Annotated in this window: 15 protein-coding genes; all 15 read right to left on the bottom strand. The window is 31.3% G+C overall.

The window, feature by feature from the left end:
* Nucleotides 1-1,131, bottom strand: a complete 1,131-nt coding sequence (locus tag CCY98_RS04770; RefSeq protein ID WP_112057450.1) for a glycosyltransferase — start codon at nt 1,129-1,131, stop codon at nt 1-3.
* Nucleotides 1,132-2,247 carry an N-acetyl sugar amidotransferase gene (locus tag CCY98_RS04775; RefSeq protein ID WP_112057451.1) on the bottom strand — a complete coding sequence of 372 codons (1,116 nt, stop codon included), beginning with the start codon at nt 2,245-2,247 and terminating at the stop codon, nt 1,132-1,134.
* An 18-nt stretch (nt 2,248-2,265) separates the two neighbouring features.
* Nucleotides 2,266-3,315, bottom strand: a complete 1,050-nt coding sequence (locus tag CCY98_RS04780; protein ID WP_112057452.1) for a radical SAM protein — start codon at nt 3,313-3,315, stop codon at nt 2,266-2,268.
* Between the two features lie 41 nt (nt 3,316-3,356).
* Complete coding sequence (locus CCY98_RS04785; protein WP_112057453.1) at nt 3,357-4,487, bottom strand: capsular biosynthesis protein; 1,131 nt, start codon at nt 4,485-4,487, stop codon at nt 3,357-3,359.
* Nucleotides 4,484-6,262 (bottom strand): asparagine synthase (glutamine-hydrolyzing), encoded by a 1,779-nt coding sequence (gene asnB, locus CCY98_RS04790; protein ID WP_112057454.1) that lies wholly within the window; start codon nt 6,260-6,262, stop codon nt 4,484-4,486. The genes CCY98_RS04785 and asnB overlap by 4 nt, the downstream gene beginning before the upstream one ends.
* 24 nt (nt 6,263-6,286) lie before the next feature.
* A complete protein-coding gene (locus CCY98_RS04795; RefSeq protein WP_112057455.1) occupies nt 6,287-7,699 on the bottom strand; it encodes a hypothetical protein in 1,413 nt (470 codons plus the stop codon).
* Nucleotides 7,696-8,946, bottom strand: a complete 1,251-nt coding sequence (locus CCY98_RS04800) for a glycosyltransferase family 2 protein (protein ID WP_112057456.1) — start codon at nt 8,944-8,946, stop codon at nt 7,696-7,698. The genes CCY98_RS04795 and CCY98_RS04800 overlap by 4 nt, the downstream gene beginning before the upstream one ends.
* Before the next feature lie 139 nt (nt 8,947-9,085).
* Nucleotides 9,086-10,036 (bottom strand): glycosyltransferase family 9 protein, encoded by a 951-nt coding sequence (locus CCY98_RS04805; RefSeq protein ID WP_112057457.1) that lies wholly within the window; start codon nt 10,034-10,036, stop codon nt 9,086-9,088.
* Nucleotides 10,037-11,494, bottom strand: coding sequence for a hypothetical protein (locus CCY98_RS04810; protein WP_112057458.1), 1,458 nt, complete (start codon nt 11,492-11,494; stop codon nt 10,037-10,039).
* A complete protein-coding gene (locus CCY98_RS04815; RefSeq protein ID WP_112057459.1) occupies nt 11,495-12,580 on the bottom strand; it encodes a DegT/DnrJ/EryC1/StrS family aminotransferase in 1,086 nt (361 codons plus the stop codon).
* Nucleotides 12,567-14,168 carry a class I SAM-dependent methyltransferase gene (locus CCY98_RS04820; protein ID WP_112057460.1) on the bottom strand — a complete coding sequence of 534 codons (1,602 nt, stop codon included), beginning with the start codon at nt 14,166-14,168 and terminating at the stop codon, nt 12,567-12,569. Before CCY98_RS04820 ends, CCY98_RS04815 begins: the two co-directional genes overlap by 14 nt.
* Entirely contained in the window at nt 14,165-14,581 is a 417-nt protein-coding gene (locus CCY98_RS04825; protein WP_112057461.1) for a hypothetical protein, read from the bottom strand. The genes CCY98_RS04820 and CCY98_RS04825 overlap by 4 nt, the downstream gene beginning before the upstream one ends.
* A 3-nt stretch (nt 14,582-14,584) precedes the next feature.
* The gene (locus CCY98_RS04830; RefSeq protein ID WP_112057462.1) at nt 14,585-15,724 is read right to left on the bottom strand and encodes a class I SAM-dependent methyltransferase; all 1,140 of its coding nucleotides are present in this window, start codon (nt 15,722-15,724) and stop codon (nt 14,585-14,587) included.
* Nucleotides 15,717-16,847 (bottom strand): methyltransferase domain-containing protein, encoded by a 1,131-nt coding sequence (locus tag CCY98_RS04835; RefSeq protein WP_112057463.1) that lies wholly within the window; start codon nt 16,845-16,847, stop codon nt 15,717-15,719. Before CCY98_RS04835 ends, CCY98_RS04830 begins: the two co-directional genes overlap by 8 nt.
* Before the next feature lie 11 nt (nt 16,848-16,858).
* Nucleotides 16,859-17,923, bottom strand: a complete 1,065-nt coding sequence (locus tag CCY98_RS04840; protein WP_112057464.1) for a radical SAM protein — start codon at nt 17,921-17,923, stop codon at nt 16,859-16,861.
* Nucleotides 17,924-17,927 lie beyond the last annotated feature (4 nt).

Below are 17,927 nucleotides of genomic sequence, written 5' to 3' on the forward strand. Positions count from 1 at the left end.
TCACCCTAAAACTTCCTCTAAAATCTTTAATATCTTTTCTCCTTCTTTTTCTGCATTGAGTATCTTTGCAGTTTTATTAGAGTTTTCTTTATATTTTAAAATATCTTGTTTAGTAAGTTTATTTAGCTCTTCTGCCATAGATTTTGGTGTGAAGTCTTTTGCAATGATTCCTAGATTATATTGTTGGACTAATTTTGACATTTCAGGACTTGGTCCTATAGCTATTGCTAATCTTGCTTGAATGAATTCAAAGAATTTATTAGGAAGCGCCTTATATCCGTTGAAATTTGTAGGTTGCAAAATATAAAGTCCTATATCATACAAAGAAGTAAAGGGAATAATTTCTTCAAAAGGAACAATGGGGATGATTCTTACATTTTTTCTTTTGTTTGCCATATCTTGAAGTGTTTGATAATATTCTTGATAATAAGTAGGCACTAGCATCAAATCCAAAGTAAATCTTTCATCAACATAATCCATCATTTCTATCATTCCATGGATACATCTATCAGGACTTGCCATTCCATGATGAATGAGTTTAATGGGTTCATGGCAAACAAGTGAATGTGGGGGAGTATGATATTTTGCAGCTGAAGTGATTACATCACATTTTACACCATAATTCTTTTCATATTCTTTAGCAATTCCTTCACACACACTATACATATAATCGACTTCTTTAAGGTAGGTTTGGCAGAGGTAATGTTTATAAGGAGAAAAATAAATTTTCCACCAAAAGAAATTTTCAAATTCTCTAGGGGCATATTCATGCATATTTAAAACAATCTTTGCATTTTTTTTATATTTTAATACAAGCGGGATCGTCTCCTCATTGTGAGCTAGAATAATGTCAAATTTATATTTTTTTAATTTTTCTTCTGCTTCTTTTATTTGGGGAAGATTCCAATACACTTTTTCATATTGCCTAAAAAATAGCCAAAATCTCTGAATAATTTTCATTTTCCAATTCCATTTTGGCTTTTTTATAGAAATAAATTCAACCCCCTCTCTTTGACAATCCACATAACCCATTCCAAAAAGTTTATATTTCCCTTCTAGTAAATCATACTCTCGCCTTACCCTAGGCTCAGTAGCATGATTATAAAAATGGATAATAAGAAGTTTTTTCATTTACTTAAAAAATATATCTAAATGCTGCTTTTTAAATTCATAAAGCTTTTCATTATTTTCATAATCTTTATAACTTTTTAAAGGAGCATTCATAATATCATCCCACTCTTGTCTTGTAAGCTGTAATTTATCTAGAATAATTTCCAAATCTTTTTCTAAATTATCAAGATTATAAGCTGGTTTCTTTAATAATTCCATTGCCTCTTTTCTAGTCATATCTCCAGCTAAAATCATGGAAGAATAATGCGGTCTTCTCTTATCATAACCAAACCTTGTAGGCAAAAAATACTCTTGAAAAAACTTTGTCCAAACCGATTCACAATGCTTACTCCCATAATCTTCCCAATTATATTCTTTTTGTAATAAATCTAGTGCGATTTGTTTGCTATAAGATATATTATTTAATGGAATCAAAACTTCCATTTTATTAACATGTGGATATTTTATACAGCGATCAAAAAAGCTCATTATAGGAAATGTTACCAAAGGTTTTTTGCCAAATTTTTTATGAATATCCCTAAGCTGCAATGAATCCATAGCATTGTGCTCCCAAGAACTAGGTAAAATTGATTCAGTTGCCAAATTACTCCCTGTTAAAACATGTCTTACATTATGCTTTATGGCATATTCATATAATGAGGCAAAAAATGCCATATCTTGCGGAACATCACAATTAGCAACTCCAGATTTCAAAAATGCCACTGATAAATCCCTCATTTCCCCCCAATCTATTTTAATGGTATGTAACTCAATGCCTAATTTTTTTACAAGTTTTTCAATATTATTTTCAGCTACTTTTGTATTCCAACCCGCATCGACATGCACCGCTAAAATGCGCAAACTATATTCTGTTGCCATATAATGCAAAAGATATGAACTATCAATCCCACCACTAATTCCAATGATTGCATCATAGGCATCATTAGAACGTTCTTGCTTAATGGCTTGAATTTTTTTATCCAACCATTCCTTACTAAAAGAATTCCAACGCGGCAAAATCTCATTATCAAATCTCTGACAATGACTACAAACACCATTTTCATCAAAAGTGATTTCAGGATCACTAGTATCCATCACACATCGCGCACACACCTGATATTCTTTTTTTATTTCCATAAACACTCCTTAAATAAATTAGCTTTTTCTATCTTTAACAAACTTTTTAATCTCACCAACCATTCCCTTTTTATACATAAATAATAAAATATCTTCAGGGATACTTCTTAAATATTCAGGGATTACATAGTATCTTGTTTGAGTTGCATATTGCATGGCAAAATAACCCGATTCGATAAACTTTTTCTCTAAAACTTCAGAATTATTTACTGCATACACAGAGCAATTTTTACAATAATTGATAAAATCTGCATCATTCCTATAAAGATAATCCGATTGTTTTTGGCACTCTTCTAGACTTTGTTTAAAGATATTAGGAATTTTATCCTTGATTTTTGGATAAACAAAAACTTCTTCACAACATCCGACAAAATCGCCATTGGGAGCAATAATATAACTTCCATAATTTTCACAAGATCCAATCTTAAATTCCGGCTTTTCTACTCCATTAATAACACTCCCTCCTTGATAATATTGACTCATTTTAATTACACTGATCTGATCAAGCTTATAAGGTTGATAAAAATCTAGCATATCTTTTACTTCATGTTTATTTTCTGGTTGTTCTGTAAATTGAACTTGGACATAAATACCCCCATCCTTTATACTGTTAGAGTATTGTTTGAATAGAATAGGAGCATTAATAGCATTTTCAAAAGCCTTTTTGGTAGCCGGTTTCCGCACAATCTTATAAGTATCATAATGAACTGAATCAACACTAATGGCAACCTGAGATAGTCCTAAATCCACAGCATCTTTGATATCCTGCTCACTTAATAATCCACCATTGGTTGTCAAAGTGGATTGCATCCCATATTTTTGAACTAATGCTAAAACTTCTCTCCATTTTTTATAAACAAAAAACTCACCATTAGGGGTAAAGTCTATTTTTGTGATTCCTGATTCTTTTGCCTTAATAAGAATAGCTTCTATTTCTTCTAAAGACATCTCTCTTTTCCATTCTATCCTTTCTCGGAAATAATCCACACTATAGTCTTCCCCATGATATGGACACATTCTACAAGTATAATTGCATTTAGAAGTTATTCTGATAGTAAGAGGTCTCATATTAACCCTTTAACCTTTTAATTACCCAAATTATACCCTACTCACCCTAAAACTTCCTCTAAAATCTTTAATATCTTTTCTCCTTCTTTTTCTGCATTGAGTATCTTTGCAGTTTTATTAGAGTTTTCTTTATATTTTAAAATATCTTGTTTAGTAAGTTTATTTAGCTCTTCTGCCATAGATTTTGGTGTGAAGTCTTTTGCAATGATTCCTAGATTATATTGTTGGACTAATTTTGACATTTCAGGACTTGGTCCTATAGCTATTGCTAATCTTGCTTGAATGAATTCAAAGAATTTATTAGGAAGCGCCTTATATCCGTTGAAATTTGTAGGTTGCAAAATATAAAGTCCTATATCATACAAAGAAGTAAAGGGAATAATTTCTTCAAAAGGAACAATGGGGATGATTCTTACATTTTTTCTTTTTTTTGCCATATCTTTAAGGGTTTGATAATATTCTTTATAATAAGTAGGCACTAGCATCAAATCCAAAGTAAATCTTTCATCAACATAATCCATCATTTCTATCATTCCATGGATACATCTATCAGGACTTGCCATTCCATGATGAATGAGTTTAATGGGTTCATGGCAAACAAGTGAATGTGGGGGAGTATGATATTTTGCAGCTGAAGTGATTACATCACATTTTACACCATAATTCTTTTCATATTCTTTAGCAATTCCTTCACACACACTATACATATAATCGACTTCTTTAAGGTAGGTTTGGCAGAGGTAATCATTAAACCCAGCAAAAAGCCTTCTCCACCTTTCATTATTTTCCACTTGCCTAGGATAATACTCCCTAGCATCAAAAATAACTTTTGCCCGCTTTTTATTCTCTACCACAAAGGGAAGAAGTAACAAATCATGGCAAAAAATAACATCAAATTCTCGATCTTGTAAATATTTCTCAATAATAAGGCGATTTGAAATCTTAACAAGCTTCATATAGTCCTTTTTTGCCACATTAGCTTCTAGCTCTTGCTCTTCTTTGGCATTTCTCTTTTTGGCATGAGGATAGGACAAGACCTCCACACCACTAATCTCACTAGCCTCTAATCCAATCGCTGTTAGTTGATATTTATACATTAATATTTCAATTAATCGCCTAGGTCTAGGATTTTTAGCTGGATTTGCTTCACAAACTATGCAAATTTTCTTCATATTTCCACCTTATACATTGCTTCCCATTTTGCAATATTATACAATCTCCACATAAAACCATCTTCCCTAATCTCTATTTTCTTAAAAATTTCATTGAGTATTTTAGAATGATTAATCGCTTCTATCATTTCATTTTTTAACTTTGTTAGCCATAATTTTTGTGGAGATTCAAAGCCCATTTTATTATAACGCCATATAATAGATTGAGGCAGTAAATCCTCGCAAGATTTACGCAATAAATACTTCAAATAGCCTTGTTGAAATTTAACTTCTATGGGCAGAGATAATACAAAATCCACCAAACGATAGTCCAAATAAGGTAATCTTGATTCTATACCAAAAGCCATAGAATCTCGATCTTCATAGCGCAACAAAGCCTGCATTCCATTATTTTTAATTTCCTTAGTATTGAATTCTATAAATGTTTTATAGCAAAAAATCTCTCTCAAAAATTCCTCACCAAGATATTCAACTTTTATATTTCCTTTTTGTATCCTAGAATATAATGTTTCAAAATTTTCCATTCTGCAAAATTCATATATAACGCTATCTTTAGAATACCGAAACATCTTCAAATTTTCAAAAAAGTTTTTCTCCTTGCCTTTTTCAAGAAAATATTTATAAAGATTTTTCAAATAACCCTCATATCCCAAGAAAACCTCATCAGCACCCTGCCCATCAAACATTACTTTGATACCTAATTCTCTTGCTTTTTGCATTACAAAATATTGCATATAAATAGAAGTGCTACCAAAAGGCTCATCTTGGACATACATAACCTTTTCTAAAGATTCTAAAAATTCATTCTCTGTCGGCTCTATCACACATAGCTCAATTCCAAGATATTTGGAAACTTCTCTTGCATACCTGCTCTCATCACTCTCTTCCAAAGAAGATTTAGCATGAATTGCAATATAATCTTTTTTGTTAGGATGAAATCTAGCAATCAAAGCATTTAAACATGAGCTATCAAGCCCACCACTTAAGCAACCCCCTACTCTAACATCACTTCTTAATCTAAGTTGCACAGAATTCTCTAATATTCTGCGAACGCTTTTATATGGATTTTCTATATTCTCCACTCTTTTTGTATTAGAACTAAGATGATAATATTCTGTCTTTTTAATTTGCAAACTTTCAAGATTAATCACCATATTTTCTGCTGGATTCAAACGAAAAATATCTTTAAAAAAAGTTTGGTTTTTATAGCAATCCATATTGCCTCTTGCAATAAAAGGAATCATTGCTAAAATATTTGCTTTTATATTTTTGACAAATGGCAAAATAGCTTTAATTTCAGAAGCAAAAATAAATTGCTCTTCATCTTGAAAATAAAAAAAGGGCTTTTCACCAAATCTATCACGACTACAAAACAAGCGGTTTTTCGTTTTATCTAATAGTGCAAATGCCCACATCCCATTAAAATACTCTACACACTTCTCACCCCAAAAATCATATGCACAGAGTAAAACTTCAGCATCACCCTCTGTATGAAATCTATATCCTTGTAAATGCAACTCCTCTTTTAATTCTTTATAATTATAAATCTCACCATTAAAAACTAGAGTATATTTATCCCTAAAGTCTATAGGCTGATTTGATCTTGAATCTAAATCTAAAATCGCTAAGCGCGTATGTCCCAAAAGCACATTGTTGTATTGTATAGACTTGCAGAAATCAGGACCACGATGAGACAATAACTTCAAGGCACTATCAAATTCCCCTTTTACTTCATGAATCTCATTTTTAGTGATACAACCTAAAATGCCACACATTTTACTCTACTTTCTTTTTGAGATTTACAAATTCTCCATATGACTAAAATTTTGGATATAGGCATCAATAACTTCAACAACCTTTTCACTAGAACCCCCCCCCCAAGCAAAAGTTTCATTAGAAATATAATCCTCAATCATTTCTTTTCTTAACTTTAAGAATTCTTTATTATTTTGCAAAGCTAACACATTTGCTTCAATTTCTTCATTATTATTTGCCCAAATATGCAACCGCTCATCATAAAAATTATCTTCATCAAAAAAAATGCCTTCCTCTTTCTTAAACCATTCTTTGTTGGGAGCAAGCATGATAGCTGGTTTTTTTGTAATTAGAGGATAAGTATATAACATAGAAGCAGAAAAATCAATAATCGTAATACTGCGCACTAGCTCATCTAAACTCAAATCTGCTTTATTGTAAAAAATAAAATTATCAAATTTCTGCCATCTCATTGCAATCCTCTGTTGAGAGAGATAATCATAATGTGGATTTACCTTATAACAAATTCGATATCCTCTTCCCAATAAATAATCTATAACCTCTATCATTCTCTCTAATAAAAAAATTCTAAAACCTTTTGTATTAAAGCGAGATAAACAAATAATTGTATCAGGCTTTACGGATGAATTTAGCTCTTCATATTCTTCATAGGTTTTTACTAGATTATCCAAACTAGGATAGCCTACTTTCAATAAACACTCTTTTCTAACTCCGGGTAACAATAAAAATTGATCTAGACTTTTTTTATTGTGTACCGCCATATAAAAATCCAAATGAGCACCAGCACTATATTCACATAAATGTCTAGTAATTTGCTCTATAGTATGATAACGCGAGTGATAAAAAGGAATATCATAGCTCGCTAATAATCTAAAATATTTAACGCGACTAGCAAAACGATAATACATAGAAGTTCCTACCATTAAATAGCAAAAATCAAAATACTCTAAAAAATCTTCTGTTACCATAAAGCTATTCTCCCTAAAATGTAAAAAATTATTTTGCAATTCTGTTTTATGTTCAAAAAAGAAATAAAAGATGTTGTAACCTCTACTATGTAATAAATTATCAATATTCCCAAAATGCTTCAACCCTACATCATCCAACAAAAAAGCAACATTTCTATAAACCGGAAAACATTCTTTAAAATATCGATTTAACCCATTACCCATAAAAGCTATACCATTCACAAAATTATGCAAGCCCAAATCTTTTAATTTCTTTATCATTACTTCTTGATATGTCTTAGAAGCTATTAAAATTAACGATTCTTGTTCTTTTTTTATTGCACAACAAAAGGTTTTTAGACTTCTTTCTTTGCAAGAGTCATCAATAATCTCATAACAATCCTGCAAATTCTTATGAGCATTTAAAAATTCAATAATCCATGCAATAACCCTTCCATTTCCTCCTCCTCCATAGATATAATATTTCATGGCATTCTCCAAGTATCATCTCTTAATATTAAAGTTAAAATATTCACCTCATTACAAATAGGTGATAGTTTAAGAAGCATGTCCCGTATATAAATGATATTACTTGTTGCTATAAAAACAACATCTATTTCTTGTTTTTTCTTAATAATTTCTTGAAAACCTAAAAAACCTTCCTTGTAATCATCAGCAACAAATAAAATTTTCTTATTTTTTCGAATGAGATATTCTTGAACATAATGGCTCATAAAGCCATCACTATACACAACAAAATTATTAGAATTATCTATAATTTCTAATGTCTCTTTTTCATTAAGCAATAGCCTATTAAAATTATCATACTCCCTATTTAGCTCATCTTGAAAACATTCACTATAAATTTTAGCAATATCTCTCAAATACTTACTATATTTTTTCTTGCCTACTAAAGAATACAAGATATCTGCCACTTCTTTTCCATGCCAATTAACAAGCACATTCTGACATACAGCAGGTGACATAAAAATATCATATAACTTCTGCCGAACCAACTCTTCTTGTTTGGCACCATCAAAATACATCCCCATAGTAACAATCCACTGATACAAGTCTATATATTTAGCCCTAGCATTAGGAGAAATGCCTCCAATATACGTGATATGGGGGACATAACCTAATCTAGCATATTTAAAGATTAACTCATTGGAATACTCAAAATACACATCTTTACATTCTTGTGTCTCTTCATTAAAAAAATCATATTGCTCTATCCATTCTTTTTTTAAAATATTCATCATTTTATTTGTGACGATACTTTTTTGAGCTTCATTTAAATCATTGTAATGAAATAATTTAGGCAAAGTATCAATATTACATTTCATTACAATATCATCAAAATAGCACCAACCCACATCAAACAAGACAACATCCACCTCTTCATCTTTAATAGCTGTATAAACATTTTCTAAAAAATATTCTTCATTCAAAAAATCATCATCAGCACATTCAAAAATATATTTTCCATTAAAACAACCCTTCTTTTGTGCTTCATAGAAAGTTTTATTTGCAAATCCTAAATTTTTTTCAAATCTGATATAACGAAATCTCTTATCATTTGTATATTCTTGCACTACAATAGGGGTATCATCACTGGAGCAATCATCTAGAATAATCACTTCATAATCATTAAATGTTTGCTTTTTAATGGAATTTAAACAGCGTTTTAACAAATTAGATCGATTATAGGTTGCCACTGTGATTGTAAAAAACATTAAATCTCCTTTAATTTCGCCAATTATTAATATTCAAATAGCTTAATATTATCATAAATAACTCTCTAGCCTTTATAAAAATACTTTCCTTTTAACTTTTATATTTAGTTATTTTTGCAGAATAAGCAGGATAATTCATTTAAGTATTCATGAGTTTCACAATATCATCCAAAACTTCCTCCAACCCAATAAAATCCATGCAATGAATGTCTTTATTACAAGTTGGATTATAACAAGGGATGCATTCATACCCGCTTAAATCCAGACTTTTTGGATACACTGAAACTCCACGCCCATAATAATAGATCTCTTCACCACTTGTAGCTCCAAATAACACAATCACACTTTTTTTCATTGCTAATGCTAGATGCACCCCCAAACTATCGTGTGTTACTAACACATCACACCCTGCAATCCAATCCATATAATCATATAAATTATTCATTCCTTGCTGCCAAGAAAAACTAATCTGATCTTTTTCAAGTAAGACTGCTAACTCCTCCCATTTTTCTTTCTTCATCGCTTTTGTGGGCCATTTGCTACCCACTTGATAATTTAATCCAACCTGAAATTTTTCTTTTGGCTTTGGTTTATATCCGAGAGAATATTCCTGCTCTCTCCATTCACAACCCACCATTTCAACAATCACCTTTTGCCAAATTTCGTGACTCTTTTTCCCACTAACCTTATCTTGTATATAATTTGTAGCACCTAGACTACGCTCATAAGCGCTATAATTACCACTCACCACATCAAATCGAAATCCAACCTTCTCCCAAGCTTGAATCATATCTGCTAATCCGCAAACTCCGTGAATCTTTTCTAAATTCACCACCATATCAAACTGCTCTCGCATCAAGGCAAAAGGGATAAATTCATCCCACACAAGCACTCTCTCTAAATAAGGATTATCCACTATCAAAGGAAACGCTTCAGGGGCAACCAACCAAGTAATACAAGAATTGGGATATTTTTGTTTTAAAGCCTCTAATACAACCGTGCATCGCACGACATCTCCAAGACTAACTACTTTACCCATTTCAGGATCTAATGTTTCAGAATAACCAAGTTTAATAATTAAAATTTTCATTTAATTCTGCCTCTTTAATATTTCTCTTTTTCTATACCATTGATTAATCCATTCTACCAAATATTCACTAGCATTACCATAATGATACATATCCTCTTTGCAATAATGCTCTATTTTATCTCTCCAATACTTTTGATAATTTTCATCTGCTTTAAGTTGTCTTGCAATACCATCTAATAACCTCAACTCATCATTACATAATCTAATATGCAAGGATGGATGGTAAAAAGTATCCTCTACAGAAAAAAGGTCACAAGAATTAATTCCCAAATAAAGCAAAATGCAAGGCTTCTTTGCAAGAATAGGATAAGAATATGCCATAGAAGATATCCCAGATTCAATAGCCATAAAACTCCTATCTAACTCCCCTTGCTCCAAATATTGCTTATCATACCATACAAATCCGTTCTCCTTTTCAAAAGTTTTTTTCAAATTCAACAGACTAATTTCATGATATCTATTGGTAGGCTTATATAAAACCCTAATGCCACATGATAGAAAATTTTGAATAATTCTCAATAAAATATCATAAAATTTGACACATAAAGTATCGCCAATAACTATAATGCTATCCATTTTTTGAATGCTATGTGTTATTGCTTGTGTCTCTAAAGATTTAATTTGTTTATCCAAAGATGGATATCCCCCTTTAACCAATCGATGGCTAATATCCCCAAAAGCCCCTCCAAATCTCTGCTTTTCGCTAGTAAGATCATACAATGTTTTAGAATGTATATTAATATAAGATGAATAATGCAAAAACAGATCATAACTTTTTTGAACATCTGCATGAGTAACCGAACTAGGATACATATCCATACTAGGTATCATCTTCAAACTAGCAACATTCTGATGAAATTTCATACCTGGACTTTGATCAATAACAAATGGAAAAAAAGATAATTGCTCCAAGATTTCAAAATTAGCATAAATATAATCTTGCTGTTTTTCCCTTAAAAAAGTTTCAATTTCTTTATGTATAAAATTTTGATAAGTTATTATATAAACAATCTTAAATCCTTTTTGTTGCAATAAATCAATCATAAATCCCAATGATTTTTGCTCAATGTTATGATTCTTCAGAACAATAGCAATGATTTTTTGATTTTTAAATCTTTCACTGCAATATTGGTTTAAAAGAGCACTCAACACCATCACTCCATCAAAGCATTTATCTATACCATTTCTAATAATATTTTCTAACAAGTCATCTTCTAACTTCTTAGAAGTTAGATATAAACATGCCTTACCCTCACTAATTTCTTGCCGTATCTTAATGCTATTAAATTCCAATGATTTTTCTTGTTTGCAATCATCCAAAAAAGAATAAGAATCCCCCTCCCTTCCCATTCTATCTATTGCGATAACATCTTCACAATACACAGCTTTTTTAACAAACTCTAAAATCCAAGCACAATACTGAGAATTTCCTCCTTTTGGATATAAATAATAATGCATTTATTTTTTCTCCTCCAACCATTGATGCAAAACATTACCAACTCTTTCTATATTATTTAGATTTTGATTAGGACCGCTTGGCAAAATAAGCATTTGCTGATCAAAAATATCACTTTTAGGATATTTCCCAACAATTCCCAAATGACTACAACAATTTAATGAAGGAGACTCAAAAGAACTTTCTATACCCATTGCTTCCAAATATTTCTTTAAATCTTTATTATTTTTAGTTATCACAATAAATCTTATAGGCACTTCACCATTTTCTATATCCACATTTAAAAAATTAATTTTATCTTGCAACATATCGCGATAACCACAATACAACTCTCTAGAATGAGTAATTTTCTGGTTAATCTTCTTTAATTGCACCAAACCAATTGCAGCTTGAATATCATTAAATTTGAAATTATATGCTCTTATTCCATAATTTCTTTCTTGCCTTACATCAAAAACTCCTTGATTTCTAAGCCTTCTTAAAAGATTATAATCTTCTTGATTGTGTGCAGTTACAATTCCCCCTTGGCCTGTAGTTAAAAGTTTTGCTACCCCAAGAGAAAAACAGCCAAACCTGCCAATTGTCCCCAAATACCTCCCCTTAGAATCTTTAGATCCAAAAGCCTGACAAGCATCTTCAATCACCTGCAAATTATATTTCCTTGCTATTTCTAAAATTCTATCCATATTTGAGGCAACCCCATTCATATGAACAGGCACAACAAGTTTAGTCTTGTTTGTAATTTTATCTTCTATTAATTCTTCATCAATAGTTTGATTCTCTTTAACATCAACTACTCTTACCTTTGCACCCAATATCATAGCAGCATGTGCGGTAGCAACAAATGTCCGATTAGAGATAATTACTTCATCACCTTTCTTTAGACCTAATGCCATATAGGCTAAACTTAGTGCTTGCGTGCCATTTGGCACAGCTACGGCATAAGGGACATTTAAAAAATTTGCAATCGCTTTCTCAAATTTCTCCGTAATTTCTCCTTGACCTATATTTCTATTTGCAATCGCATTTGAAACTGCCTCTTGCTCCTCTGCACCAAGCTCGATATTCCACCATTTAATTCGTTCCATTTAAATACTCCTTAATTTCAAGCTGCGGCAATTCCAAATTATAGAATATTCCTCCCCTCTTTAGAAATTCCTTATGCTTTTGTGTAATAGGATCTATAAACCTCCAAGCTACATTGATAACCTCTTTTATATTAGTATCCTCTTCTAAAATTTTAGAATCATTTACCAAAACACCTAAATTTGATGCATATTTACCAATTTTAGCAATATTATCATCTAAAAAATAATCAATCACATCAGATAGCCCCAAATGATACACCATCATCACTCCACCCACTGAAGCACCATACACACCGACACTTCCTTGACGCTCCTTAATCTCCAATGCAAGCTTTCTAACCTTCTCTCTAAAATCTTCCAAACCTTTAGTAAAATTTATAAAAATATCACTCTGTTTGAAAAAATCTTTTTCAGCTTCTATCAAAGAAAGCAATTCTTTAGTCTTTGACTTACTCATATCTTGAGTAATTTTAATTTGTATGCTTCCACCTTTACTCTCAATAATCTTAGCATCATACAGATTCAAATTTTTCTTTTTTAAAAACTCACATAATGGCAAAAGATATAGGTAATTGATATGTTCTAAAAATACCATATCCACCAAATTTTTCTCCAAAACTGCTTTAGCATAGAAACTTTCAAAAATAAACTCTCCACCCTCTTTAAGTGTTTCTTTTATTTCATCAAACAATCTTTCTAAATTCACACTATTTGCAACAATATGACTAGCAAAAACAAAGGCATCTTCATTTTGAATTATCTCCATTAGCCTCTGCGTTTTATTAAAACGCAGAGGCTTAGAGACATATCCCCTCAAACTCCCACCTTTAGTCCAGATTTCTTCTGCATCAAACAATTCCAATCCACAATGATTGAAAAATTTTGCCAAAGGTTTTGCGCTAAAATAACTAATATGCTCATGGTAAATCGTGTCAATCAAATGCTTCTTTAAAACACTTTGCGCATAACTTGTCTCAAATACAAATACACCATTATCATCAAGCAATAACTCAATACCTTTCACCACATCTGCCAATAAAGGAATGTTGGCAATCACATTGTTGGCAATCATAATGTTGGCTTTACCTTTTTGAAGCCTAATTTCTTTAGCTAGATCTCTCGTAAAAAAACCACAAATCGTCTCAACTCCACGCTTTTTTGCAATTTCTACTGCAATAGAAGCAGGATCAATCCCTAAAACTCGCATACCTTCATTTTTAAAAACTTCTAGCATTGCCCCTTCATTGCTTCCAATCTCGATCACCAAAGAATCTTTTGGCACCTTAAACCTTTTAATTAAATCCTTAGCTCCCTGTTTGAAATGTTCCACCAAACCAACTGAAGTGCCAGAAGTATATAAATAATCCTGCTCATAAATTTCTTTTGGCTCCACAACTTCGCTTAATTGCATTTGACCGCATACATTGCACATCATCACTACAACATCGTGCAATTCGCAAGATAACGCCAACTCTTTATTCTTAAAAAACCTATCCCCAATTGGATTTTTAGATAATGTAATAACTTTTTTTAAATTCTCTCTTCCGCATAATCTACATTGATTAATCTTATATATTTTATCTTTCATAATTTCTCTTTTGTATTTCTTTCTCTTATCTCTATAAACAGAACATTTTCGCTTATTATTTCCATTTGATAAGGGATATTACTTCCAACTTTCCCTAAAAAATTTTTTTTATCCAAAATAATCCTTTCCTTTGTTTCTAGATTCGTGAGGCTAATTTTGCCTTCTAGTATCAAATAATAAGAATCTGTATTTTTAAAAATTTGTTCTGGAATTAACTTTTTATAAGGATGATAAATTAACATGACATGCAAAGAATCATTTGGACTTTTATGAAAACAAAAACGAACAGTTTCACCATTTGCATCACCCTCATTTTTTAAAAATTCTTTATGCTTCTGAGTGATTTCAAAAAAATCTTTTAATGCAAAATAGCTAGGTGTCTTCGCATTAGGAAAAGACTTAAAATTCTCCAATACTCACTCCTTATTTTTTACAAAACTAATATATTGTAAGCCCCTTCCCCAAGCTTTGCTTATTTTTTTTGCACTAGCCACATTCTGCCATTTTATACTTTGAAAATTCCGCAATAATACAATACTTTCTTGCACACAGCCCATAAATACTTCCCCTAAATCTTTATTCTTATCTAAAATCCTCTGAAGTATCTCTATAATTCTTATAATAAAAAGCTCATTAGGCTCTCTTCTAAATTTACCAATATATTCCCTAAAACAAATCAATTCTTTATATAATTCTTGATTTTTTACATGTTTTCTTTCGAAATCTTTAAAATTTCTATCAATAAGCAAATGTTTTTTAAATGAAAATTCTCTCAATATTTCCTTAGAATAAGAATATTGCATGTCCTTATACCAACTTTGATTAGGAATTAAATTGGGAGACATTCCCACCACTTCATATCCCTCTCCAAAATACTTTACACACTCTTCAATGCTAAATAGCTTCACATCTCCACCTGGATTCAAAATAGTATCCACTACCCAATCTTCAACTGGACGCACAGCATATTTCAGATTATTTAAATGACTCCCAAATGCACGAGAAAGTATTTCTATTTTCTGTTTTCTATCCTCTATCTTGGAAATCAAAATTAAACCCAAAATTCTTCGCAAATCTTCATAAAAATAAGAAAACTCGCACATTGTCGTAACAACAATATAAGTCCCAATATTTGCATATTTCTTAATACATTCAATAACCTCTTGACGATTTTCTGCATACAAACTATGCAAAAACCCTTCAGCTATAATTACCTTATAAGTGTTTTCGCCTTTAAAACTTTCTAAAATTTCATTATATATAGTATATTGTGACTTGGGTATTTGGTATTTTTCAAACAATTTCAAAGCACTATGTACAGCTACCTCATTTGGTTCCACTAAATCTACTTTTGCCCCCAAAAGCAAAAAAGCTAAAGTATTATAGCCACTCCCTCCACCTATATCTAACAAATCAATTCCATGAAATGCAAAGCTTGGGATTCCCAACATTTCATAAAGTCTCTTACGCCTATACATATGTTCTCTAATATCTCCAATATCTTTTGGATCTAACACACCCCCATACTCTTTATAAAATTTCACAAACTCATTCATCTCTCATTTTCCTTAAACAAGCATAATACAAGCCTCTACCCCAAGCCTTTCTAAAATCTTTCATAGTGCTAACACTCCGCGGATTAATGATATTTTTTTGCAATATATTAATCACTTCAGACAATGCATTCACAAAATCATTCCCCAAATCTTTATGATCATTTAAAATCTCTTTTAACACTCTATAATGCCCCCCCCCACTGACTTCTTTAACTCTACAATCTTGCTTCATCAAATCTTGAAACTCTAACAACTGCTTTGCTAATTTTTGATTCTTGCTTTTACTGCGAATACTATATTTAAATCTATTATCCAATAATAAGTGTCTAGTCAAGTAAAATTCTTCTTTTATAGCATTCGTATGACAATAATCTATATCTTTATACCAGCTTAAATTTGGTACTAACTGAGGAGAAATATGCCTCATTTCGTACCCATCAAATCTTTTGATTATATCTAAAATATCCAAACGCTCTAGATTATTTGCGGGATTCAAAATATTATCAGTTACCCAATCCTCAATCGGACGTACAGCATACCTTAATTCTTTCAAATGCGCCCCAAAAGCATCTGACAATATAATCACCTGCTGGTTAAAATCATCTTCATTGGCAATTAAAATTTTTCCCAGATATCTCCGAATATCTTCATAAAAATAGGAAAACTCGCACATTGTTCCAATCACCACCAATGTGTCTTTTTTAGATAAAGCTTTAATTTTATCCATAATTAAATTTCTCAATGGAATCTCTAGAACATGCAATACAGCCTCTGCACAAATCAAATCATATTTGTTCTCATTTTTTATGTCTTCAACATCCGAATAAATAGCAAATTGATCTTGTTGGATATTAAAACTAGCAAACAATTCTACGGCTTTCTTTTGTGCTTGCTGATTTGGCTCTACCATATGGACTTTTGCTCCAAATAACAAAAATGCCAATGCATTATAACCACTACCACTGCCAATATCTAGCACATTAGCCCCATTAAAAAATCTACTTGGTATCCCAAGCATATCATATAATCTAGCCCTACGAAATAGATGCGAATCAACATCATTTTTCATTTTAGGATCCAAAACACCACCAATTTTATTATAAAATTCTAAAAGCAGATTCATTATTTACCTCCCTACACAAACCCCAAATGCTTCTCATCGGCATTCAAGTATTCTAAAATCATTTTATTTTTTTCGTGTGCTACACAATGATGATTACAAACGCAAGATGGATTAACCTTGAAAAAAGACTCTTTATTTTGATACCACCACTCTCTAAAAGATATATCTTTAATACTTCCAAGCAATGCTTCATCAAGATTATAAGCCTTATCTTGACAAGGATACACATTTAAATCTGCACCAATAACCATAAGCATTTGAGAGTAAGGGCACCAAGAGTAATCTTTTTCAAAACTATTAAGCTGATAATGATAAGAATCATAAATCTCTAATATTTTTCCAAAATCATTTTGTGCTTTTTTTATCTCTTCTTTTGCCTGTTTATAAAAAGCTTGATGATAGATATTAGTTTTTTCCCCTTCATTACTAACAATTGCTGGAGATATTTTAAGGCTATCTACCCCTATCTCACTAAGTATCTTTGAAATTTCATAAATCTTGTGCCAATTATCCTGCCCCACAATATAACTCACTCCAAGATAACATTGTCCGCCAATTTTTTTAAATTTCTCCATATTAGAAATAATTTTATCAAATTCCTTTTTCCCTACACCACGAAATTTTTGATAACTTTCATTATCATAGCCATCCATACTCACGCGCACCCAAGTGCCATATTTCGCAAAAAGTTCTGCCACCTCTCCATCTAATTTAGCTCCATTTGTCAATGTTGCAAAAGCAATATTTGTTTCAATTAAATGCCTCAAAGTTTGTGGCATATATTTATAAATCAATGGTTCTCCACCCCCACTAAATGTAATAGCTTTAACACCCATCAACTCGCAATCATCAATAATTTCAAGCATTTTTTGTTCTGGTATAAAATCCCGCTCTACCATATCTTTTCCAAGTTGCAAATGCGAAACTTTATAGGCACAATACCAACAATCATGATTACACACATTTGTAGGTTTAATCCTTATATGTATTGGCGGCATTATCGCTTTATCTCTAGGCAAAGAATCAAGCTTGTCTTTATAATGAAACATTTTATATTTCGTATATAACAATCCCATAACC

Source organism: Helicobacter sp. 11-8110, assembly GCF_003288905.1.
GTDB lineage: Bacteria > Campylobacterota > Campylobacteria > Campylobacterales > Helicobacteraceae > Helicobacter_D > Helicobacter_D colisuis.

Bases quoted from the DNA above. Each gene is read 5' to 3' on its own strand.
- CCY98_RS04770 (WP_112057450.1), bottom strand. From the start codon at position 1,131: ATGAAAAAACTTCTTATTATCCATTTTTATAATCATGCTACTGAGCCT.
- CCY98_RS04775 (WP_112057451.1), bottom strand. From the start codon at position 2,247: ATGGAAATAAAAAAAGAATATCAGGTGTGTGCGCGATGTGTGATGGAT.
- CCY98_RS04780 (WP_112057452.1), bottom strand. From the start codon at position 3,315: ATGAGACCTCTTACTATCAGAATAACTTCTAAATGCAATTATACTTGT.
- CCY98_RS04785 (WP_112057453.1), bottom strand. From the start codon at position 4,487: ATGAAGAAAATTTGCATAGTTTGTGAAGCAAATCCAGCTAAAAATCCT.
- asnB (WP_112057454.1), bottom strand. From the start codon at position 6,262: ATGTGTGGCATTTTAGGTTGTATCACTAAAAATGAGATTCATGAAGTA.
- CCY98_RS04795 (WP_112057455.1), bottom strand. From the start codon at position 7,699: ATGAAATATTATATCTATGGAGGAGGAGGAAATGGAAGGGTTATTGCA.
- CCY98_RS04800 (WP_112057456.1), bottom strand. From the start codon at position 8,946: ATGTTTTTTACAATCACAGTGGCAACCTATAATCGATCTAATTTGTTA.
- CCY98_RS04805 (WP_112057457.1), bottom strand. From the start codon at position 10,036: ATGAAAATTTTAATTATTAAACTTGGTTATTCTGAAACATTAGATCCT.
- CCY98_RS04810 (WP_112057458.1), bottom strand. From the start codon at position 11,494: ATGCATTATTATTTATATCCAAAAGGAGGAAATTCTCAGTATTGTGCT.
- CCY98_RS04815 (WP_112057459.1), bottom strand. From the start codon at position 12,580: ATGGAACGAATTAAATGGTGGAATATCGAGCTTGGTGCAGAGGAGCAA.
- CCY98_RS04820 (WP_112057460.1), bottom strand. From the start codon at position 14,168: ATGAAAGATAAAATATATAAGATTAATCAATGTAGATTATGCGGAAGA.
- CCY98_RS04830 (WP_112057462.1), bottom strand. From the start codon at position 15,724: ATGAATGAGTTTGTGAAATTTTATAAAGAGTATGGGGGTGTGTTAGAT.
- CCY98_RS04835 (WP_112057463.1), bottom strand. From the start codon at position 16,847: ATGAATCTGCTTTTAGAATTTTATAATAAAATTGGTGGTGTTTTGGAT.
- CCY98_RS04840 (WP_112057464.1), bottom strand. From the start codon at position 17,923: ATGGGATTGTTATATACGAAATATAAAATGTTTCATTATAAAGACAAG.